Source organism: Phycisphaerales bacterium, from assembly GCA_035627955.1.
Classification (GTDB): domain Bacteria; phylum Planctomycetota; class Phycisphaerae; order Phycisphaerales; family UBA1924; genus JAEYTB01.
On the sequence record DASPKU010000012.1, the window covers coordinates 153717 to 171655 of the forward strand.

The following is a 17939-nucleotide window of genomic DNA, read 5'->3' on the forward strand; positions in this document are numbered from 1 at the left end:
CAGGGGTCCACGCCCCCGTTTCACTTTTGCCCGGGCGCGCGTATATTTCCCTCCCCCACCGCCCAGGTGGCGAAATTGGCAGACGCACTACCTTGAGGTGGTAGCGCCCGCAAGGGCATGGAGGTTCAAGTCCTCTCCTGGGCATTCATGTTGGCCAAAGGCCCGCGGCACGCGGGCCTTTTTTCATGCGCCTGCGTTGCCATCAGAGCCGTCGTACCGCGCCACCGTCGCCTCCGCCAGCTCCCGCACCCTCCGCGCCAACTCCGGCGGCTGCTCCACCACGCACCCCGGCCCGTACGACAGCACCCACCACGACACCTCGTCCAGCCCCGCCACCCGCGCCTTGAACACCGCCGAGCCGTCGGGCTCGAACTCGAAGCTCTGCGTCTTGTGCCAGCGCGTGTCGCTCACCGTCTCCGCGAAACCGGGCTTGAACCGCACCACGATGTCGTGCTCAACCTCGCCGCGCATCATCCGCCACGCGTTGCCGATGTACCCCTCGACCGAGAAGTCCTCCGGCACCGTGTACGGCCGCTGCGTGGGCGACACCTTCGTGAAACGGTTGAGCTTCAGGCACCGCAGCGCCCCGCGCCCCGAGTGATGCCCAATCGCGTACCACGCCCGCACGCTGAAGAACAGCGCGTAGGGCTCAAAGTCAAACTCCTCCTCGCCCGACCGCCCGTCCACCGAGTCGTACCGGCACACCAGCGCCCGCCGCTCCGCGATCGCCGACTTCACCCGCTCGTACACGTCCTCATGCCCCTCCGAGGGCGTCGCCGGCGCGGTCTGGATCGTCACCTTCTCCGCGACCCTCTGCACATCCTCGCGGATCGACCGCGGCAGCTGGTTCTGGATCTTCGCCATCGCCCGCCACGCCGGGCGCAGGTGCGCAATCTGCTCCGGCTCCGCCACCTGTTCGCACAGCAGCGCCAGCGACAGCGCCTCCTCCGGCGTCAGGTGCACCGGCGGCAGGAAGAAGTCGCCGCTGATCCGGTACCCCGCGCCCGTGCTGTCAAACGAGATCGGAATCCCGACTCCCTCCAGCTCCTTCATGTCGCGGAAGATCGTGCGCTCATCCACCCCGCACTCCGCCGCCAGCCGCTTGGCCGTCCACCCCGGCTGCCCCTGCACCAGCGTGACGATCCTCAGCAGCCTGTGAATCCGCGTGTAGCTCATGACCTCTCCCGCCCCCACGACCCCCACGACCCCCAACGCACGCCGTCCATTGGCTGACACCCTCGTGTCGGTACGGCCCCGCCGCTGACAACACCGCGTCACCGTCGCACAACCCGCGCTGGCCGAGGGACCTTGTCGTGCAAGTGATACCAAGTATCGTCCCTCACGGCACGGCCCGCGTTCACTCTTCCGCGACCTGCCGTGAGGGGCTTTTCCGTGAACCATCACCTGATTGAAGTCCGCCACACCTGCCTCGCCGACCCTGAGCACCACTACAGCACGTTCATCACCGCGCCAGCATCGACGCCCGTGCGCGAGGTGCTCGCCGATACCGCCGCCCACTTCCGCCCCTGGCTCGGGCACTCGCCCACCTGGACGGTGCAGATCATCCACCGCGCCCAGATCGCCGGCACCCTCGGCGACACGCCGCTCCGCGAGACCGCGTGAGCCGCCCGGCGCTCGGCGGTACGATCACTCCGCATGTCACAGGCCGGTCAGCTCCTGCAACGCGCCAACGCCCTCCTTGACGCCGGCCAGCCCGCCCAGGCCGAGGCCATCCTCAAGCGCGCGATCGCCGCGGCCCCCGCCCACCCCGGCGGCTACGCCCTCATGACCGCGGCCCTCTCCGTCCAGCAGCGCTACGTCCAGGCCGAGTACTTCGCCAAGCAGGCCCTCGACCGTGCCCCCGACGAGCCGATGCTCCTGCACAACTACGGGCAGATGCTCAACCACGTCGGCAAGTACGCCCAGGCCGAGGCCCCACTCGCGCGGGCCCTGGCCATGATGCCCAACTCCATCGGCACCCGCGCCCTGCTCGGCTATACCTACGCCGCGCTCTCTAAGTACGCCTCCGCGGTGAAGGCCCTCAAGCCAGGCGTCGACGCCGGCGACTCAGAGTGCACCAACACCTACGCGCACGCGCTGCACTCGATGGGGCGCGTGGAAGAGGCCATCCCCGTCCTCCGCGCCCTCGTGCAGCGCGAGCCGGACAACCTCGGGCGCGCCCAGCACTTTGCCTGCATGCTCAACTACGCCCCGGGCATCGACCCTGGCGAGCTCCACCGCGCCCACAGGGAATACGGGCGCATCATGCTGCACCTGCTGGGCCAGCCCCAGCAGCACACGCCCGCGCAGCACCTCGCGGGGCGCGACCCCAAGGCGCCCGTCCGCGTTGGCCTCCTCTCCCCCGACCTCCGCGATCACGCGGTCGGCTACCTCATCGAGGCCTTCCCCGAATACGCCGACCGCTCGCGCGTCTTCGTCGCCGCATACAGCAACGCCAGCCACGAGGACGCCCGCTCCGACGTCCTCCGCCCCAGGTTCGACCTCTGGCGGCGCACCTACGGCCTGGATACCCGCGCCGCGGCCGACCTCATCCGCAAGGACAAAATTGACGTCCTCATCGACCTCGCGGGCCACACTAACGGACACCGCCTCGACGTGCTCGGCGTCAAGCCCGCGCCGGTACAGATGACTTACATGGGCTTTCCCAACCAGACCGGCCTGCCCACCGTCGACTACCGCCTCGTGGACTCCCTCAGCGAGCCCGACGGCTGCGACCAGTACAGCGTCGAGACGCTGCTCCGCATGGACCCCTGCTTCCTCTCCTACCGCGCCCCCGACACCCTGCCACCCATCAACGAGCTGCCCATGCTCCGCGAGGACGCCACCGGCCCCACCTTCGTCGCCTTCAGCACGCTGATCAAGCTCAACTCGCCGCTCTTCCAGATGTGGGCCCGCGTGCTGAACGCTCTGCCCGGCTCCACCATCATCCTCAAGCACTTCGGCTTCACCGAGCCCGAGGTCCGCGACGACGTCCGTACCCGATTCGCCGCCGCTGGTGTCAACCCCGCCCGCATCCTCGCCGAGCCCCCCGAGCCCAGCAGCCGCCAGATCCTGCCCCTCTACAACCGCGCCGACATCTGCCTCGACACCTTCCCCTACAACGGCACCACCACCCTCTGCGAGTCCTGCCTCATGGGTGTGCCGATTGTCAGCCTGTCGGGCAGCACCCCCGCCAGCCGCGTCAGCCGCTCCATCCTCTCCGCCGTGGGCACGCCCGAGCTCTGCGCGAGCACCGAGGACGAGTTTGTTGACATCGCCGTCGCCCTCGCCAAGGACACCGAGCGGCTCAAGACCCTCCGCTCCACGCTGCGCGACAAGTTCCTGGCCTGCCCCATCGGCGACCGCCGCGCCTTCGCCCGCCGCTTCACCGATGCCGCCGTGCAGGGCTTCGAAGCCTGGACCCGCGGCCAACGCATCACGCGTGTCGCGCAAAATGAGAAGTGAAAAGGGAAAAGTGAACAGCCAGTGACGCATCGGAGCGCCCCCGATTTTCACTTTTCACGCTTCACTTTTCCCTTTGGTTTCCTCACCGCCCCCCGCTGCTCCCTCGCCCCGATCCCTGCGCTGAACTCAAACCCGTGCTTCTCGTACCACCGCTGCAGCCGCTCGCCATCGAGCGGCTTGTCGCCCTCCGGCTCCGCGTTCAGGCAGATCGTCGCCCCGTGGTGGTCCGCCAACTCGCACAGCATCCTCAGACACCGCCCCCCGTCGCCCTGCCCCGGCGTGGGCACATAGAAGTGGTCGAGGTACGCCCCCTCCGTCCCATCCCGCATCCGCATGGGGCTGAGGGCAAAGAACACCCGCCCCCTCATCTCGTGGGGGGTGAACCAGAAAATCCGCGCCCCCGCCCCGTCCCGCCCCGGCACTTCGTACACGCTCGACAGCGCGAACACCGCCCGCATGAACGGGGGCTTCACCCGCCGCGCCAGCACCCGCCCGTCCTTCATCACCTCCAGCATCCGCGGCACATCCCGGATGTTGCGGATATCGATCGTCATAGCCCAGTGTACAAAGGGCAAACATCGAACCGCCAAGCGGCAGATCCGCCTCCACATTTGCCCTTTGCCCCTTTGCCCTTTGCTATTTACCCCAACCGCCCCCCCACCGCCCTCGTACACCCTTCCCGGAACGGCGCCGCCGCAGCCGCACGGCTTTACACGCCGCCCCCCGTGGGTGACAATGGCAACCATGAAGACTCAAGCCCCGATGCAGGGCCACCATCGCCGCCGCACGCCCCTGCTGTGGCTCGCCGCCGTAGGCCTGGCCTGCATCGCCGCCACCCAGCCCGAGCAGCCGACCGCTCAGCCTGAGACCCCGCGCCCCTCCCCCGGCGACGTCGGCCCCGCAAACCCGGCCGCCGCCCCGCAGCCGGCCCCCGCAACGGCCCCCGACGCACCCGAAGAGCAGGTCCCCGTCACCGTCGACCGGGTCCCCGAGCCCACCGAAGCCGAGGTCATCCTGCTCGACGGCAAGCGCATCTCCGGCGAGCTCGTTGATCAGAGCCTCGAGCGCATCATCATCTCGATCGCCGGCATCCACACGACCTTCAAGATGGACACGGTGGACAAGGTCCTCATCCTCGCCCCGGTGCAGGACCGCTACCAGACCTACAAGGGCATGATCGATCCACAGGACGTCGAGAACCGCCTCAAGCTCGCCAAGTGGGTCTTCGGTCGCGGCCGCTACGACCTCGCCCTGCTCGAGGTCGAGCACGTCCTCAAGCTCGAGCCCGCCAACCCCGACGCCAAGGAACTCAAGAACCTCGTCCACGCCCAGCAGGCCGTCGCCGCCCAGAAGGCCGCCAAGCGCGAGCCCGGCGCCAAGCACCCCAAGGCCCCCGAGTTCCCGCTGCTCACCAAGGAGCAGATCAACCTCATCCGCGTCTTCGAGGTCGACCTCAAGGACCCGCCGCGGATGATCATCGAGCAGGACACCATCCGCCGCTTCCTTGACAAGTACGCGGGCATCGTCGTCGAGGGCAAGGGGCCCGTCCCCGTCAACCCCGCCGGCCGGGCCCTCTTCTTCCGCATGAGCTCCGCCGAGGTCCTCTCCTGGATGTTCGACCTCAAGGCCCGCGAGTTCTACCCCGAGGTTCAGGTCCTCGAAAATCCACGCGCCTTCCAGATGTTCCGCGACCGCATCAACCGCCACTGGCTGATCAACCGCTGCGCCACCGACCAGTGCCACGGCGGTCAGGACGCCGGCCGCCTCTGGCTCTACAACCGCCAGCAGGCCTCCGACGCCGCCGCCTACACCAACTTCCTCATCCTCGAGCGCTTCCGCCTCGCCAACGGCCAGCCGCTCATCAACTACAACGAGCCCACCCGCTCGCCCCTGCTCGAGTACGGCCTGCCCCGCGACCTCGCCGTCAACAAGCACCCCGAGGTGCCCCCCTCCCGTGGCAACTGGCAGCCTGTCTTCCGCAGCGTAGAGGACGACCGCTTCACCCAGGCAGTCGAGTGGATGAAGTCCATGTACCCCAAGCGCCCCGACTACCCCATCGACTACAAGGCCCCCGCACCCACCCCGAAGAAGCCACACGGCCTGGGGCCCGACGGCAAACCCGTCGAGCGTTGAGCCGCATCCCGGACGATCGCCCGCAACCCCCGGCGACCGCCCACCGAACGAGCATGGGGTGTGACCGCACCACCCTGACCGAACCAGCCGGTCTTCTGCTACAGTGGCGATCCCGCGTGGCCCACACCAACCGGGGACCGCACACCTGACTTGAGGCGACCCAGACCTCCGAGGCGATCAATGACCAACCGCGTGAACCTGCGCCTGCCGTTCGCACTCTCCGCCGCCCTGCTCGCCGCCCTCGCCGGCGGCTGCGACGACCGCCAGAGCGCCGCCGACAAGGCCATCGTCGTCCAGGCCCGCGAGATGCACGCCCTCAGCGCCGACAGCCCCGCGCCCTCGCAGGCCGAGGTCGAGGCCACCAATCTCGGCAAGGTCAGCACCGCCCTCAACCCCTACCTCGCCGACGGCACCGCCAGCGAGAAGTCCGCGGCCTCCATGATGCTGGCCCAGTCCAACCTCACCCTCGCCGAGCACGCGATGGGTGAGGCCTCGAGCAAGGTCGCCAATCTCAGCAACCTGATCGTCGAGGTCGAGGGCTACCTCTCCCAATGGCGCCGCCACCAGGCCGTAAAAGTCGCAGCCGCCTCCTACGACCCCGCCCCGCAGCTCCAGGAACTCACTAAGGGCAAGGCCGACAAGGACGCCGCCATCGCCGCCGAGCGCCAGCGCAAGCAGCAGCTCGAAGCGCAGCTCAACGACCTCACCGGCAAGGCCAAGCAGAAGATGGACGCGGTCGCCGAGCGCGAGACCAAGTACGCCCAGCTCATGGAGCAGGCCGGTAAGGTCAGCGCCACCGATGGCGTGCCGCTTGTCGAGCAGGCCAACGGCATCAAGCGCGAGGCCGACACGCTCCGCATGGCCGGCACCAAGCTCCAGGCCCAGGCGGACGTGATCGCCCCGCAGGTCCGCGAGGCCCAGGCCATCATCACGCAGCTCGAGAACCAGAAGAAGGACATGGAGGCGACCGAGGCGGCGCTCGCCGAGCACCTCTCCAAGTCGCGCAAGGAGGCCGCCGAGGCCGGCGCTGCCGCCGAGAAGGCGGGCGTGCAACTCCGCGAGACCATGGCCAAGGTCACCACCGCCCGTGACGAGGCCGTCGCCGCCTTCGACAAGGCACAGAGCCTCTACACCAAGGCCCTCCAGGCCGCCCGCGAATCCTCCAAGGATTCACAGGGTGCGGGCAAGGCCCTCACCGGCGACGTGCAGCTCGCTACCGCCTTCATGCACTGGCAGAACTCGCAGACCCAGCGCGTGTACGCGGCCCTGCTCAACTCACTCGCCAACGTGCAGCCCGCCCTCGCCGACAGCAGCAGCTACGCCGAGAAGGCCACGCAGGCCGAGGGCGCCGCCGCCCAGGCCCGCACCAGCGCCGCCGAGTCTCTCGAAGAGGCCACGAACAGCTACTCCGGCACCAAGGTTCAGGGCGCCGCTAAGGAGCGCATCGAGAGCCTCACCAAGCTCCTCGAAACCGCCCTTACCGTCACCAAGGACACCTCGAACAACTCCTCCCCCGAGCACCTCGCCCTCGCCGGCCGCACCGGCGAGCCCGCGATGATGAGCGGTTCGAGCAGTTCCTCCAACAGCGCCTCGGGAATGACCGGCGGAGGCTCATCGCCCAAGGCAACTCTTGAAGCATTCCTCACCGCTTCGAAGTCCGGCAACTCAGAGGCCGCCGTCGGCATGATGCATTGGCCCGATGCTATGAAGCCTCTCATCGCGGCGGGCACCCGCCTTGATCAGGCGTTCAAAGCTAAATTCGGGAAAGGCATGAGCGGGGCTGGCGGCGGTATGGCCACGGCCTTGGGCGGCGGCATGGACCCCACCGCGATGGTCACCCAGATGCAGTCTCTGGAAGCCTCCGCATTCACCATCGAAGAAACTGGTGACACCGCGAAGGCCGTCAGCGGCTCCGAGACCATCCACCTCAAGAAGTTCAATGGCAAGTGGATGGTCTACATCCCGGAGCTTGAGGGCCCTCAGAGTGCGATGGTTGCTCCAATGCTCGCCCCGGTGGCGAAGGTTTTCGAAGACTTCGCAGCCGAGGTTGAGGCCGGTAAGTACGACAGCGCCGAGGCCGCCAACGAGGCCATGCAGCAGAAGCTCAGGGCCGTGATGATGCAGTTGATGGGCAACATGAAGCCCCCGGGCGGCAACTGATCGCTCCCCAACCGTTGCCTTTCCATCCTTCACCTCAACAATCCCCCACCATGGAAGGCACGGCCCACAAAGCCCACACCCCGGGCACTCCACTGCTGCCCGAGGCCAGGATGCACCTCGTCACTCCCGCCGCCCCCGGCACCGGTGTCGTCGTCTCCAATGAACGCTGCACCGCTACCCCTAAGGCCGCGGGCTTCATCCGCCACATCGCCATCGACGTCAGCCGCACCGACCTCGCCGGCAACTTTCTCTCCGGCCAGTCCTTCGGCGTCATCCCCCCCGGCCTCGACGCCCAAGGCAAGCCCCACAAGCTCCGCCTCTACTCCATCTCGTCACCGACCTTCGGCGAGGACGGCGAGGGCAAGGTCCTCTCCACCACCGTCAAGCGCACCATCGACGAGCACACCGAGACCGGCAAGCTCTTCCTCGGGGTCGCCTCCAACTACCTGTGCGACCTCAAGCCCGGCGACGAGGTGAAGGTCACCGGCCCCAGCGGCAAGCGCTTCGTCCTCCCCGCCGACCCCGAGGCCCACGACTACATCTTCTTCGCCACCGGCACCGGCATCGCCCCCTTCCGCGGCATGCTGCTCGACCTCTTCAAACGCAAGGTCCAGTCCCGCATCATCCTCGTCATGGGCTCTCCCTACGCCACCGACCTCCTCTACCACAAGGACCTCCTGGCCTGGCAGGAGCAGCACAAGAACTTCACCTACCTCACCGCCATCAGCCGCGAGAAGAACGTCGACGGCGGCCCCCTCTACGCCCATGAGCGACTCCGCCGCAGCCGCGACGTGTTCATCCCGGTACTGGAGAGTGAGCGCACGCTGATTTACGTCTGCGGCATCGCGGGGATGGAGCTCGGCATCATGCAGCGCCTGGCCACCGAACTCCCAGCACCCGCCCGCGAGCAGTACGTGCAGGTCGACGCCGACGCCATGACGGACATCGACGGCTGGACCCGCCGCATGCTGCACAAGCAGGTCCGCCCCACCCGCCGCATGTTCCTGGAGGTGTACTAGAGTCCCCGCCTGTTAAGGGAAATGTTCGCGCACGCAGCCCCCAATCCGCCGGGAACCCGGATCATTTGACCGTCCATGGGGGTACTGATACGTTGACCCTCCCGACCGGCACACGACAACTCCCCCCGGGGTCCCTACCAGCCCCCGGCCTACGGAAGGATGAGCGTTGGACCGCAGACTGAACCGACTGCACGTGTGGATCCTGACCGCGGCGATCGCGCTCGTGGGCCTCTCGCGCCAGTCCCTCGCCCAGATCGTCGACATCCCCGACTCCATCCGCCAGAACACCGGCTCCCTCTCCGAGCAGGACAAGGCCACCGTCAAGGCCTTCGTCGACGCCAACTCCAAGAACCTTCTCGAGGCCGACCCTGCCAAGGCCGAGGACCTCCGGCGCGACCGCAACCAGATCCTCAGCAAGCTCCAGGGCCAGAACATCTCCGTCTCCTTCCGCCTCGCGTACAGCGCCGCCCTCCAGGATGTGGTCGGGAAGATGCTTGCCTCCGGCAACGAGAAGATCGTCATCAACGGCCTCGTCATCGCCGGCGAGCTCGCGACCGACCAGTCCCTCCTGATGGTGCAGGGCAAGCTCAACGACAAGGCCCCCGCGGTCCGCTACGAGGCCGCGTGCTCGCTCAAGCGCGTGTTCCGTGCCGTGCAGGTGAACCAGCCCGCCCTTAACAATCTCGCGCAGGCCGTCCGACTGATCGAGCCGCAGGCCGCGCAGGAAGCCAACCCCTACGTGCTCCAGGCCCTGCTCCGCGCCGGCATCGAGGCCGCGAGCATCCCCGCCGAGCGCCCCGCCGCCATCTCCGCGATCTCGAAGGGCCTCGCCGCCTGGGCCCGCAACAACAAGAACCCCCTGGCCGGGGCCGAGCTCGACGCCTGCCTCGTGGGGGCCGTGGGGCTCCGCGATGTGATGACGCAGGCTCAGCAGCAGGGCATTGCCATCCCCGCCAACGCCGCGACCGATGCCGCCGAGTGCAGCGGCGTGCTCCTCGGCGCGGTTGCCAATGTTGTCGAGAAGGCCGAGAAGCCCGAGGCCGTGGCCGACCGGCCCAAGCTCGTGCAGCTCGCCAGCAGCGCCGCGAACACCATCGACCTCACCTCTCAGCTCATGGGCTCACAGCCGGTGGTCCGCATGAACCCGCAGGAGACGCTGGGCAAGGCCACCAAGGCCGGCGACGCCGAGTTCGTGCTCAACGTCAAGGGCGTTCTCGGCGAGAAGCTCGCCCGTGCCCCCTGGAACATCGACCCCGCCCGATTCAATAAGTAAGAAGCGGCACGCGAGCCGACGAAGGTCACCATGGCCAAGCTCCTGGTCCCCTTCGCCATCCTCCTCGCCATTGTCTTCGGGGCCCTCCTCTCCGACCGCCCCGCGCCCCGCGCCGACTTCACCTTCATCAACCGCGGCGAAGTCACCACCATGGACGTGGCCATCATGTCCTGGCAGATGGACTTCCGCGTCGCCCGCATCCTCTACGAGGGCCTGACGCGCCACGACCCCCTCTCCCACAGCTTCCGCTCCGTGCCCGGCGTCGCCGAGCGCTGGGACGTCTCGCCCGACCAGAAGACCTGGACCTTCCACCTCAGGGGCAACGCGAAGTGGTCCAACGGCCAGCCCGTCCGCGCCGGCGACTTCGTCTTCTCCTGGCGCCGCACCATGCTCCCCGACAACTCGGGCGACTACTCGCAGATCTTCAACGTCATCCGCGGCGTCCGGGAGTTCCAGTCCTTCCGCACCCGCCAGCTCGCCGAGTTCTCCAACCGCACCGACATCGACGACCGGCGCGCCGCCGCCGAGCAGCTCTGGAAAGACGCCCTCGCCGAGTTCGACCGGCTCGTTGCCATCCGCACCCCCGACGACCGCACCATCATCATCGAGCTCGAGCAGCCCGTCCCCTACTTCCTCGAGCTCACCGGATTCGGCAGCTTCTTCCCCGTGTACCCGCCGCTGGTCATGGCCCACGAGTCCTTCGACGAGGCCACCGGGCGCCTCCGCACCGACCCCGACTGGACCAAGCCCCCCAAGCTCATCACCAACGGCCCCTTCACCATGACGGTCTGGCGCTTCATGCGCGACATCCGCATGGAGAAGAACCCCCACTACTGGGACAAGGCCAGCATCAACATCGACTCCATCGCCATCCCCAACGTCGATGACGTCAATGCCCAGGTCATGGCCTTCACCACCGGCGCGGTCGACTGGGTCAGCGATGTCATTCCCGCCTACCGCGCCGACATGCTCGCCGAGAAGCAGCAGTACTACAAGGAGCACTGGGACGAGTACCAGCGCCTCAAGTCACTGAGAGAGCACGGCCGGTCCCTCGACCCCATCGAGATCGACCGCCGCCTCCCGCCCGACCCCCGCAAGAACATCCACGCCTTCCCCGCCTTCGGCACCTACTTCTACAACTTCAACTGCCGCCCCCGCCTCTCCGACGGGCGCATCAACCCCTTCCACGACCCGCGCGTGCGCAAGGCCTTCGCCCTCGCCACCGACAAGGAAGCCATCGTCAAAAACCTCCGCCGCACCGGCGAGCCCGTCGCCACCACGATCATCCCCCCAAGCTCCATCGGCGGGTACTCCTCGCCGCAGGGCCTGCCCTACGACCCCACGCTCGCCAGGCAGCTCCTCGCCGACGCCGGCTTCCCGGGCGGCAAGGGCTTCATCACCGTCGAGATCCTTTTCAACAAGGACGGCGGCCACGAGGTCTACGCCCAGGCCATCGCCAAGAACTGGCAGGAGCACTTGGGGGTGCAGGTCGTCCTCGCTCAGAAGGAAATCAAGGTCCTCCGCGACCAGCTCAAGAACGCCGACTACATCATCTCCCGCGGCTCCTGGTTCGGCGACTACGGCTACCCCACCACCTTCCTCGACATCTCCCGCAGCGACGACGGCAACAACGACCGCAAGTACGAGAACCCCGCCTACGACGCCCTCCTCGACCGCGCCAAGTCCGCCCCGCCCGCCGAGGCCATGCAGCTGCTGCAACAGGCCGAGCGTTTGCTCGTCGAAGACGAGCTCCCCATCCTCCCCATCTTCCACTACGTCGACATCACCCTCTTCGACCCTCACAAAGTGGCCGGCCTTTCAACGCACCCGCGCCAGAACCAGCACATGTACCTCATCGACATCCTCGGCGATGGCAAGGGCGCCGACCTCCCCCGCCCCATGCACGAGTAGTCGCGCTCACCCGCCCAGCACGCTCGCGATCGCCGCCAGTACCCGCTGGTTCGCCGCAGCGTCCTTCACCGCCATCCGCACCCACCGCCCCTCCAGCACGCGGCTGATCGTCGAGCAGTCCCGAATGAACACCCCCCGCTCGCGGCACGCCAGGACCAGTTCCTCCGCACTGGGCCCATCCTCCGGCACGCGGCACAGCACGCTGTTGATCACGCCCTCGAACACCTCGAACCCCAGCGCCCGCAGCCCCGTCCCCAGCACATGCCGCAGCGCGTGCGTCTCCGCCCACCGTCCGCGGTAGTACGCCCGGTCACCGAAAGCCGCGACCGCGGCCATCTGCGCCGGCAGGCTCACCGCCCACGGCGGCGTCACCCGCCGCAGCTCCCGCATCAGCCGCTCAGGCCCGCACAGGTACGCTGCCCGCACCCCGCTGAGCGCGAACACCTTCGACAGCGACTTGCACACCACCACGTTCCCGCCGGCCGCGGCCTCGCGCTCGATCGACTCGCCCTCCCCCGCGTATTCCGAGTACGTCTCGTCCACCCACACCCGCGTCGCCGCCGGAACCGCCGCGAGCAGCCGCAGCATCTCCGCGCGCGGCAGGTGTCGCCCCGTCGGATTGTTCGGGTTCACCATCACCAGCAGGTCATACGCGCCCGCGCAGACACGCCGCGCCAGCGCCTCCACATCCACCGCAAACCCGTCGCTTGGCGACAGCGTGAACCGCTCCACCATGCACCCGATCACATCCTCCAGCACATGCTGGTACTCGCCGTACATCGGGTCCAGCACCAGCACCCGCGACGCCGGCGTCAGCCACTGCCGCAGCGCCAGGAAGATCAAAGCCGACGACCCCGCGCCCGGCACCAGGCACTCAACCGGCACGACGCGCTCCCGCGCGATCACCCGCAGCAGCCCCTCGCACCCGGTCGGCGGGCTCGTCCGCACCACCCACGCCGAATCCTGACGTAGCGCCTCCAGCACCCGCGCCGACGGCGGGAACCACGCGTCCAGCACATCCGCATTGATCACCCCGTCCTTGCACTCGAGCCGATCGAACTCATCCCCGATCGCGTGGAAGAACGCGCCGCCGTGATCGCACACCCGCGGACGAGACCGGAGCGCCAGCTCCGGACGAGTCCGCGCCGATCCCTCAGCAGCGCGCCCGGGGCTGAGCCTGCCGCCCGCCACCCGCGCCTCCACCTCCGCAAACCCCGCGGCCGCCGCATCAATCTCCGCCAAGGTCGCCGCCATCAGGTCGTACGTCACCGCGCCCGACCGCACCTCCCGCCCCAGCGAACGCAGCCCCAGCTTGCGGTACATCCCCGCGACCTCGCGCCGCCCGATGATCACGATCTGCCTGCCCCCGTGCTCCCGCACCCACTCGAGCGCCCGCCGCATCAGCAGCCCCGCGACCGGCCCGCTGCGGTGCTCGCGCACCACGGTCAGGATCCGCACCTCGAACAACCCGTCATCGAACGTCAGCGGCAGCTCGCCCCGCGCGAAGTACTTATCGATCGAGTACCGCCCACCCCACGGCGGCGTCACGCTCACAAACCCCGCCACCTCGCCCCCCACCTCCGCCACGATGTACTCGTTGAACGCGTCGAGCGCGTCAGTCAGCCGACCATCCGCGTTCGCCGCGTGCTGCCCCAGCTCCCGCGCGTACACCTCATGCCGCAGGTGGTAGATCGCCTCGCGATCAGCGGAGCTAGCCGTCCTCAGAAGCGGTACACGACGCCCCAGATGTGCGGTGGTCATGTTAGTAAGTGTATACTAACACGTCCGCCCGATCAAGGGGGGTTCAATAGGGCCGGACCACGTCCACCCCAGCGAGACTGCGGAAGTGCTTGTCGTTCAGCTGGCGACAGGCACCTTCAACCTCACTGCCGTCGCGCCGATCAGACCGTCCACCCAATCAACCCCATGCGCTGACGATGGGCCCGGAGGAGTCGGAGAGCCAGGGTCCAGTCCGCGGCGTTGGGGTACACAGTTCGAGATTGCGATGAGCACCGACGTGTCGAGGATCGGCTCAGCCAACCCGCCGCCTCCGCGTGAGTGCGCGAAGGACCTTTACGGGGTCATCCGTATCGAACTCGGGGCGATCACGCCAGATCCCAAACCCCGGCGTGTGCGGGGCAGCTTTCTTGGTCGCCTTCTTCTTGCGCACCGCGGCCTTGCGCTTCCGAACAATCTCAACCTCCACGGCCGTCCCATCCGGCACCGTGCCGCGGGTGTTCACGATGATCAGCCCATCCTGAACGATCGCCTTGAAGGTCATGCGAAACTCTAGGCTTGGGGCTATCCCACCTTGTTCCCACACCCCGCGCAGAACCGTGCCCCCGCCGGGCACTCCATCCCGCACCCGGGGCAGTTCTTCGGGCCGATCGCCATCGGCTTGCCGCACTCGGTGCAGAACTTTCCGCCCGTGCTCTTGGCCCCGCACGACGGGCACGCCGCCGCCGCGGCGATCCCGCCCGGCGCTGCGATATCGAACCCGCCCATCACCCCGCCCATGACACGCCCGTCGCTGTTGCGGGCCTCGCGCCAGATGTGCTCGGCCTGGCCCTGCGCCTGCGCCGCGTTCACTTCCTTGGTGAAGTCCGGGGCGCACTTCACGCACATGCCCCGCTGCCCGTTCCAGCTCACCTCCGGGCACACCCACTTGCCGCACCGCGAGCACTGCTTGAAGACCTTCTTCGCCTCCTCCACCGCCGTGCGAAGCGCCTCGTCACGGGCCTTGCCGCGCATCGAATCACGGAGCGCATCGGCGCCCTCGGCGCCGGCATGCCCCAGGCGGCTGCCGAAGATACTGCCCGCGGCCCGCATGAACCCGCTGGCCATGCCCAGCTTGTTCTCCTGGAACTGCGAGGTGTACCCACCCCCGCAGTGGTCGCAGAAGAACTCGAACTGGTACCCGCTGTCGGTGGACTTGTCCTGGTAGTTGGACGTGAACTGAATCAGGCTCATGCGGCTCTCCTCGGAGGGGCCGCATTGTCGCACGCCTGTCAGTCGCGGGCAAGCGCGCGTCTCAGCGCACGCCGCCGCCGCTCTGCGTCTTTCCCGGGGGAAGCGGCGGCGGGATCGAGCCCGCGCTCGGGGGAGGCGTGCCCGTCTGCTGCGAGGTCCCGCCCCGCTTCTGCGGCTCGCGGCAGCCGCCGATCGCCAACGCCGCGCCCGTGAGGGCCACAACCAGCAACGCGCTCGTGATCGTCTTCATGCCCACAGTCTACCCCCGGCTCCGGTGTCCACCTCTTGACGCGGGCCAAAAACAACCCCGCCCGGTCGTAACCGGGCGGGGCGTGGCAGCAGGGTGGATGGGAAGGTGGTGGTGGCCCCGCCGCCGGGTGGTGGCTCACTCGCTTGAAAAGCGCTCGCCCGGTGCGACTCGGGCGAGCACATTGGGTCGTCAGGGGTGCGCCTGTACGCCCGCGTCCTTGCGGGCATCGGGGTTGTAACACCCCACGCTGCGAATCCCTTCGATGTCCCGACGATCCGAACTGCCGAAACCAATCCGCTCAACCGGGTTCCCCCGATAAAGCTCTCACTGACCCTTGCTCACTCACCCTTGCGCGAGTCCTCGATCTTCCGCACCAGCGTGGGCAGGCTCTTGAACCGCTCGGGCAAACCGGCCGTCCACGCCTGCTTGTCCCACACCTCCAGCCGCCGACCCGACCCGACCATGACCACATCCGTCCCGATCCCAGTGAGCTCCAGGTGCAGGCGTGGGATGTTGATCCGCCCTGCCGTGTCCATCTCCAGCCGCTCCGTCAGGCCGAAGAAGTTCGCCTCGAGCCCCGCCTCGTCCTCGCCCGGCGTGAGCGTCGCGCGCCCACGCTCGGCCAGCTCCTGGAACCGCGCCTCCGTGTACAGCATCAGCTTCCCGCCGCTCCACGGCACGCAGTACCAGGCACTCCCGTCCCGCTCCGGCTTCAGCAGCGCCCGGTGCTTGGCGGGGATCGCCAGACGCTGCTTGGCGTCGATGGTCAGCTCGGCATGTCCGGTGAAGATCATGCTGTTGGCCCATCGAGGTCATTGCCGCTTCCCTGGCGAGGCCCGTCGTGGTCGGGGGCGTCCTTGCCCCCAGTTGGGCTCGTCCTGAGCCCGCGTGGGAATATATGACACTTTGCCCCACTTTGCAACACCATTCACCCGGATCCGGCATTTTGCGGGCCCTTGTGGACATCCAGTGGGGAACTCACACCCCGCCACTCGGAATCGGACCTAAAAAAACCCAAGTGACCGCACCCTTTGTCCTGAGCGGTGTGTATAGCTGGGCAGCCCGGGCATTCTCGGGCCCCGGGGGTCACCTATGCCCGAGAGCAAGTTCAGCGACACACCCCGTGCGTTCGCGGACCTCGCCAAAGGCCTCTACGTTCTCACGGCCAGTCACGAGGGCAAACGTGCGGGCGTCCTCGTCCGGTCTGTCCAGCCCTGTGCCGACGAGCCGCCGCTCATCGCCGTCGCGGTCAAGACCGGCCACTGGATCGAGCCGCTCATCCGCGACAGCCACGTCTTCGCCATCTGCCGCGTGAGCACCAGCGACCGCTTGATGCTCCGCAAGTTCGCTGAGACGAGCCGCCCGCGCGATGGCGACCCCTTCGACTGTGTCCGCGCCGAAAAGCTCGTCACGGGCGCGCCGATCATCAGCAAGTCGCCCCTGGTGCTCGACTGCGAGGTCGTGCGCCACTTCGACCTCGAGGCCGACCACGAGCTGTTCATCGGTCACGTCCTCGCCTGCCGCATCGGCCCGGCGACACCCGTTGCGGCGTTCGACGCCGACCCGCCCACCATCACCTGATCGCCGGCCTGACCGAAGCGATCTGCGCACGCATCTCGGCGTCGAAGCGTTGTTCGGAGAAGCGTCCCGCGTTCTCGCGGCACGCATCGGCGCAAGCCCGCGGGCAGCGCTCCACCCCGGCAAGCAGACTCTCGACCGAGTCTTCGTCGAACAGCGCCCCGGTCGCGCCATCGACGATGATGTCGATCGCACCACCGGCACGCCGCGCGACGACCGGCAACCCGGACGCCTGCGCCTCCACCGCCACGATGCCGAAGTCCTCCACCTGCGGGAACAGCAGCAGCGACGCCTGCGCGTACACCTCGCGCAGCCGCTCGTCGCTCACGCGCCCAAGGAACTTCACGCGCCCGCCCGAACGCGTCTCCAGCACTCGCCGCTGCGACCCATCACCCACTACCACCAGTTCATGGCCAGCTTGCATCGCGGCATCGATCGCCAGCTCCACCCGCTTGTAGGGCTCCAGCGCCGACACCACCAGCCACGGGCCGTCACTCGCCCCGCGCAGCGGCGCATCGGAAAACATCTGCCGCACCGGCGGGTGCACCACCTCCGACTCGCGCCAGAAGCACCGCCGGATCTCCTGCTGCGTGTGCCGCGAGTTCGCAAGGAACCGCGTTACGTTCTCGCTCGTCCGCCGGTCCCACTCCCGGTACCAGCGCTTCACCGCGCTCAGCCCCGCGCCGCGCAGCCCGCCCCTGTACCGCGCGTCCTGCCCCCAGATGTACCGCGCCGGCGAGTGGCAGTAGCACAGGTGCGGCACGCCCTCGGGCGCCCTCAGCCCCTTGATCGCCGCGGAGCTCGTCGAGATCACCAGGTCGATCGGCCGGCGCGCATGCTCCCGGGCCAGCTCGCCCGACAGCTCCCCCACCGCCCGCGGGTACAGCGGCAGCAGCCACCGCCGCAGCTGGTCCGACCAGGGCCACCGCCCGATCCCCGCCACCACCTTGCGGCACGCGTCCACCGCCGGCCCGATCGGCCCGCCATTGTCAAACATCACGTACAGCCCCGCGCACTCGTGCTCTCGCGCGACCAGCGCCGCGATCCGCTCCAGCACGTGCTCCCCACCACGCACGCCGCACAGCCAGTCGTGCGCGAGCGCGATCCGCAGCTGCCGTACGCCACTCTCGTGGCGAGTTGCTGAGGTGGGGTTGATCACAAGGGGTTGGTCTACCATGCG

16 protein-coding genes and 1 tRNA gene are annotated in these 17939 nt (G+C 68.2%); 9 read left to right on the top strand and 8 right to left on the bottom strand.

Annotated elements, in window-relative coordinates:
• Nucleotides 1-60: 60 nt before the first annotated feature.
• A tRNA-Leu gene (locus tag VD997_10445) sits at nt 61-144 on the top strand.
• Between the two features lie 39 nt (nt 145-183).
• On the opposite strand, the gene VD997_10450 is transcribed toward VD997_10445, so the two are convergent.
• A complete protein-coding gene (locus tag VD997_10450; GenBank protein HYE62406.1) occupies nt 184-1176 on the bottom strand; it encodes a YafY family protein in 993 nt (330 codons plus the stop codon).
• Nucleotides 1177-1392: 216 nt separating this feature from the next.
• Between VD997_10450 and VD997_10455 the strand changes: the two genes are divergently transcribed.
• Together VD997_10455 and VD997_10460 are read left to right on the top strand one after the other, a co-directional pair.
• Nucleotides 1393-1623, top strand: a complete 231-nt coding sequence (locus VD997_10455) for a hypothetical protein (GenBank protein ID HYE62407.1) — start codon at nt 1393-1395, stop codon at nt 1621-1623.
• A 33-nt stretch (nt 1624-1656) separates the two neighbouring features.
• The gene (locus VD997_10460; GenBank protein HYE62408.1) at nt 1657-3465 is read left to right on the top strand and encodes a tetratricopeptide repeat protein; all 1809 of its coding nucleotides are present in this window, start codon (nt 1657-1659) and stop codon (nt 3463-3465) included.
• A gap of 47 nt (nt 3466-3512) precedes the next feature.
• On the opposite strand, the gene VD997_10465 is transcribed toward VD997_10460, so the two are convergent.
• On the bottom strand, nt 3513-4019 hold the full coding sequence (locus tag VD997_10465) for a hypothetical protein (GenBank protein HYE62409.1): 507 nt from the start codon (nt 4017-4019) through the stop codon (nt 3513-3515).
• Between the two features lie 190 nt (nt 4020-4209).
• Here VD997_10465 and VD997_10470 point away from each other — a divergent pair, with 190 nt between their 5' ends.
• The 5 genes from VD997_10470 (at nt 4210) to VD997_10490 (ending at nt 11961) form a co-directional block, all read left to right on the top strand.
• Nucleotides 4210-5598, top strand: coding sequence for a hypothetical protein (locus tag VD997_10470; GenBank protein HYE62410.1), 1389 nt, complete (start codon nt 4210-4212; stop codon nt 5596-5598).
• A gap of 180 nt (nt 5599-5778) precedes the next feature.
• The gene (locus VD997_10475; GenBank protein HYE62411.1) at nt 5779-7758 is read left to right on the top strand and encodes a hypothetical protein; all 1980 of its coding nucleotides are present in this window, start codon (nt 5779-5781) and stop codon (nt 7756-7758) included.
• Nucleotides 7759-7808: 50 nt separating this feature from the next.
• Nucleotides 7809-8777 (top strand): hypothetical protein, encoded by a 969-nt coding sequence (locus VD997_10480; protein ID HYE62412.1) that lies wholly within the window; start codon nt 7809-7811, stop codon nt 8775-8777.
• A 166-nt stretch (nt 8778-8943) separates the two neighbouring features.
• On the top strand, nt 8944-10050 hold the full coding sequence (locus tag VD997_10485) for a hypothetical protein (GenBank protein HYE62413.1): 1107 nt from the start codon (nt 8944-8946) through the stop codon (nt 10048-10050).
• A gap of 30 nt (nt 10051-10080) precedes the next feature.
• Complete coding sequence (locus VD997_10490) at nt 10081-11961, top strand: peptide ABC transporter substrate-binding protein (GenBank protein ID HYE62414.1); 1881 nt, start codon at nt 10081-10083, stop codon at nt 11959-11961.
• 6 nt (nt 11962-11967) lie between these two features.
• Here the strand turns inward: VD997_10490 and VD997_10495 are convergent, their stop codons facing one another.
• The 5 genes from VD997_10495 to VD997_10515 form a co-directional block, all read right to left on the bottom strand.
• Nucleotides 11968-13722, bottom strand: a complete 1755-nt coding sequence (locus VD997_10495) for an aminotransferase class I/II-fold pyridoxal phosphate-dependent enzyme (GenBank protein HYE62415.1) — start codon at nt 13720-13722, stop codon at nt 11968-11970.
• 271 nt (nt 13723-13993) lie between these two features.
• Nucleotides 13994-14242: a hypothetical protein gene (locus VD997_10500; protein ID HYE62416.1), complete on the bottom strand. Its 249-nt coding sequence runs from the start codon at nt 14240-14242 to the stop codon at nt 13994-13996.
• Between the two features lie 20 nt (nt 14243-14262).
• Nucleotides 14263-14931 (bottom strand): zinc ribbon domain-containing protein, encoded by a 669-nt coding sequence (locus VD997_10505; protein HYE62417.1) that lies wholly within the window; start codon nt 14929-14931, stop codon nt 14263-14265.
• A gap of 61 nt (nt 14932-14992) precedes the next feature.
• A complete protein-coding gene (locus VD997_10510; protein HYE62418.1) occupies nt 14993-15181 on the bottom strand; it encodes a hypothetical protein in 189 nt (62 codons plus the stop codon).
• Nucleotides 15182-15519: 338 nt separating this feature from the next.
• Nucleotides 15520-15975, bottom strand: coding sequence for a hypothetical protein (locus VD997_10515; protein ID HYE62419.1), 456 nt, complete (start codon nt 15973-15975; stop codon nt 15520-15522).
• 298 nt (nt 15976-16273) lie between these two features.
• Here VD997_10515 and VD997_10520 point away from each other — a divergent pair, with 298 nt between their 5' ends.
• Nucleotides 16274-16762: a flavin reductase family protein gene (locus tag VD997_10520; protein ID HYE62420.1), complete on the top strand. Its 489-nt coding sequence runs from the start codon at nt 16274-16276 to the stop codon at nt 16760-16762.
• Here VD997_10520 and VD997_10525 read toward each other — a convergent pair.
• A complete protein-coding gene (locus tag VD997_10525; protein ID HYE62421.1) occupies nt 16755-17936 on the bottom strand; it encodes a glycosyltransferase in 1182 nt (393 codons plus the stop codon). The two genes, VD997_10520 and VD997_10525, sit on opposite strands and share 8 nt — an antisense overlap.
• Nucleotides 17937-17939 lie beyond the last annotated feature (3 nt).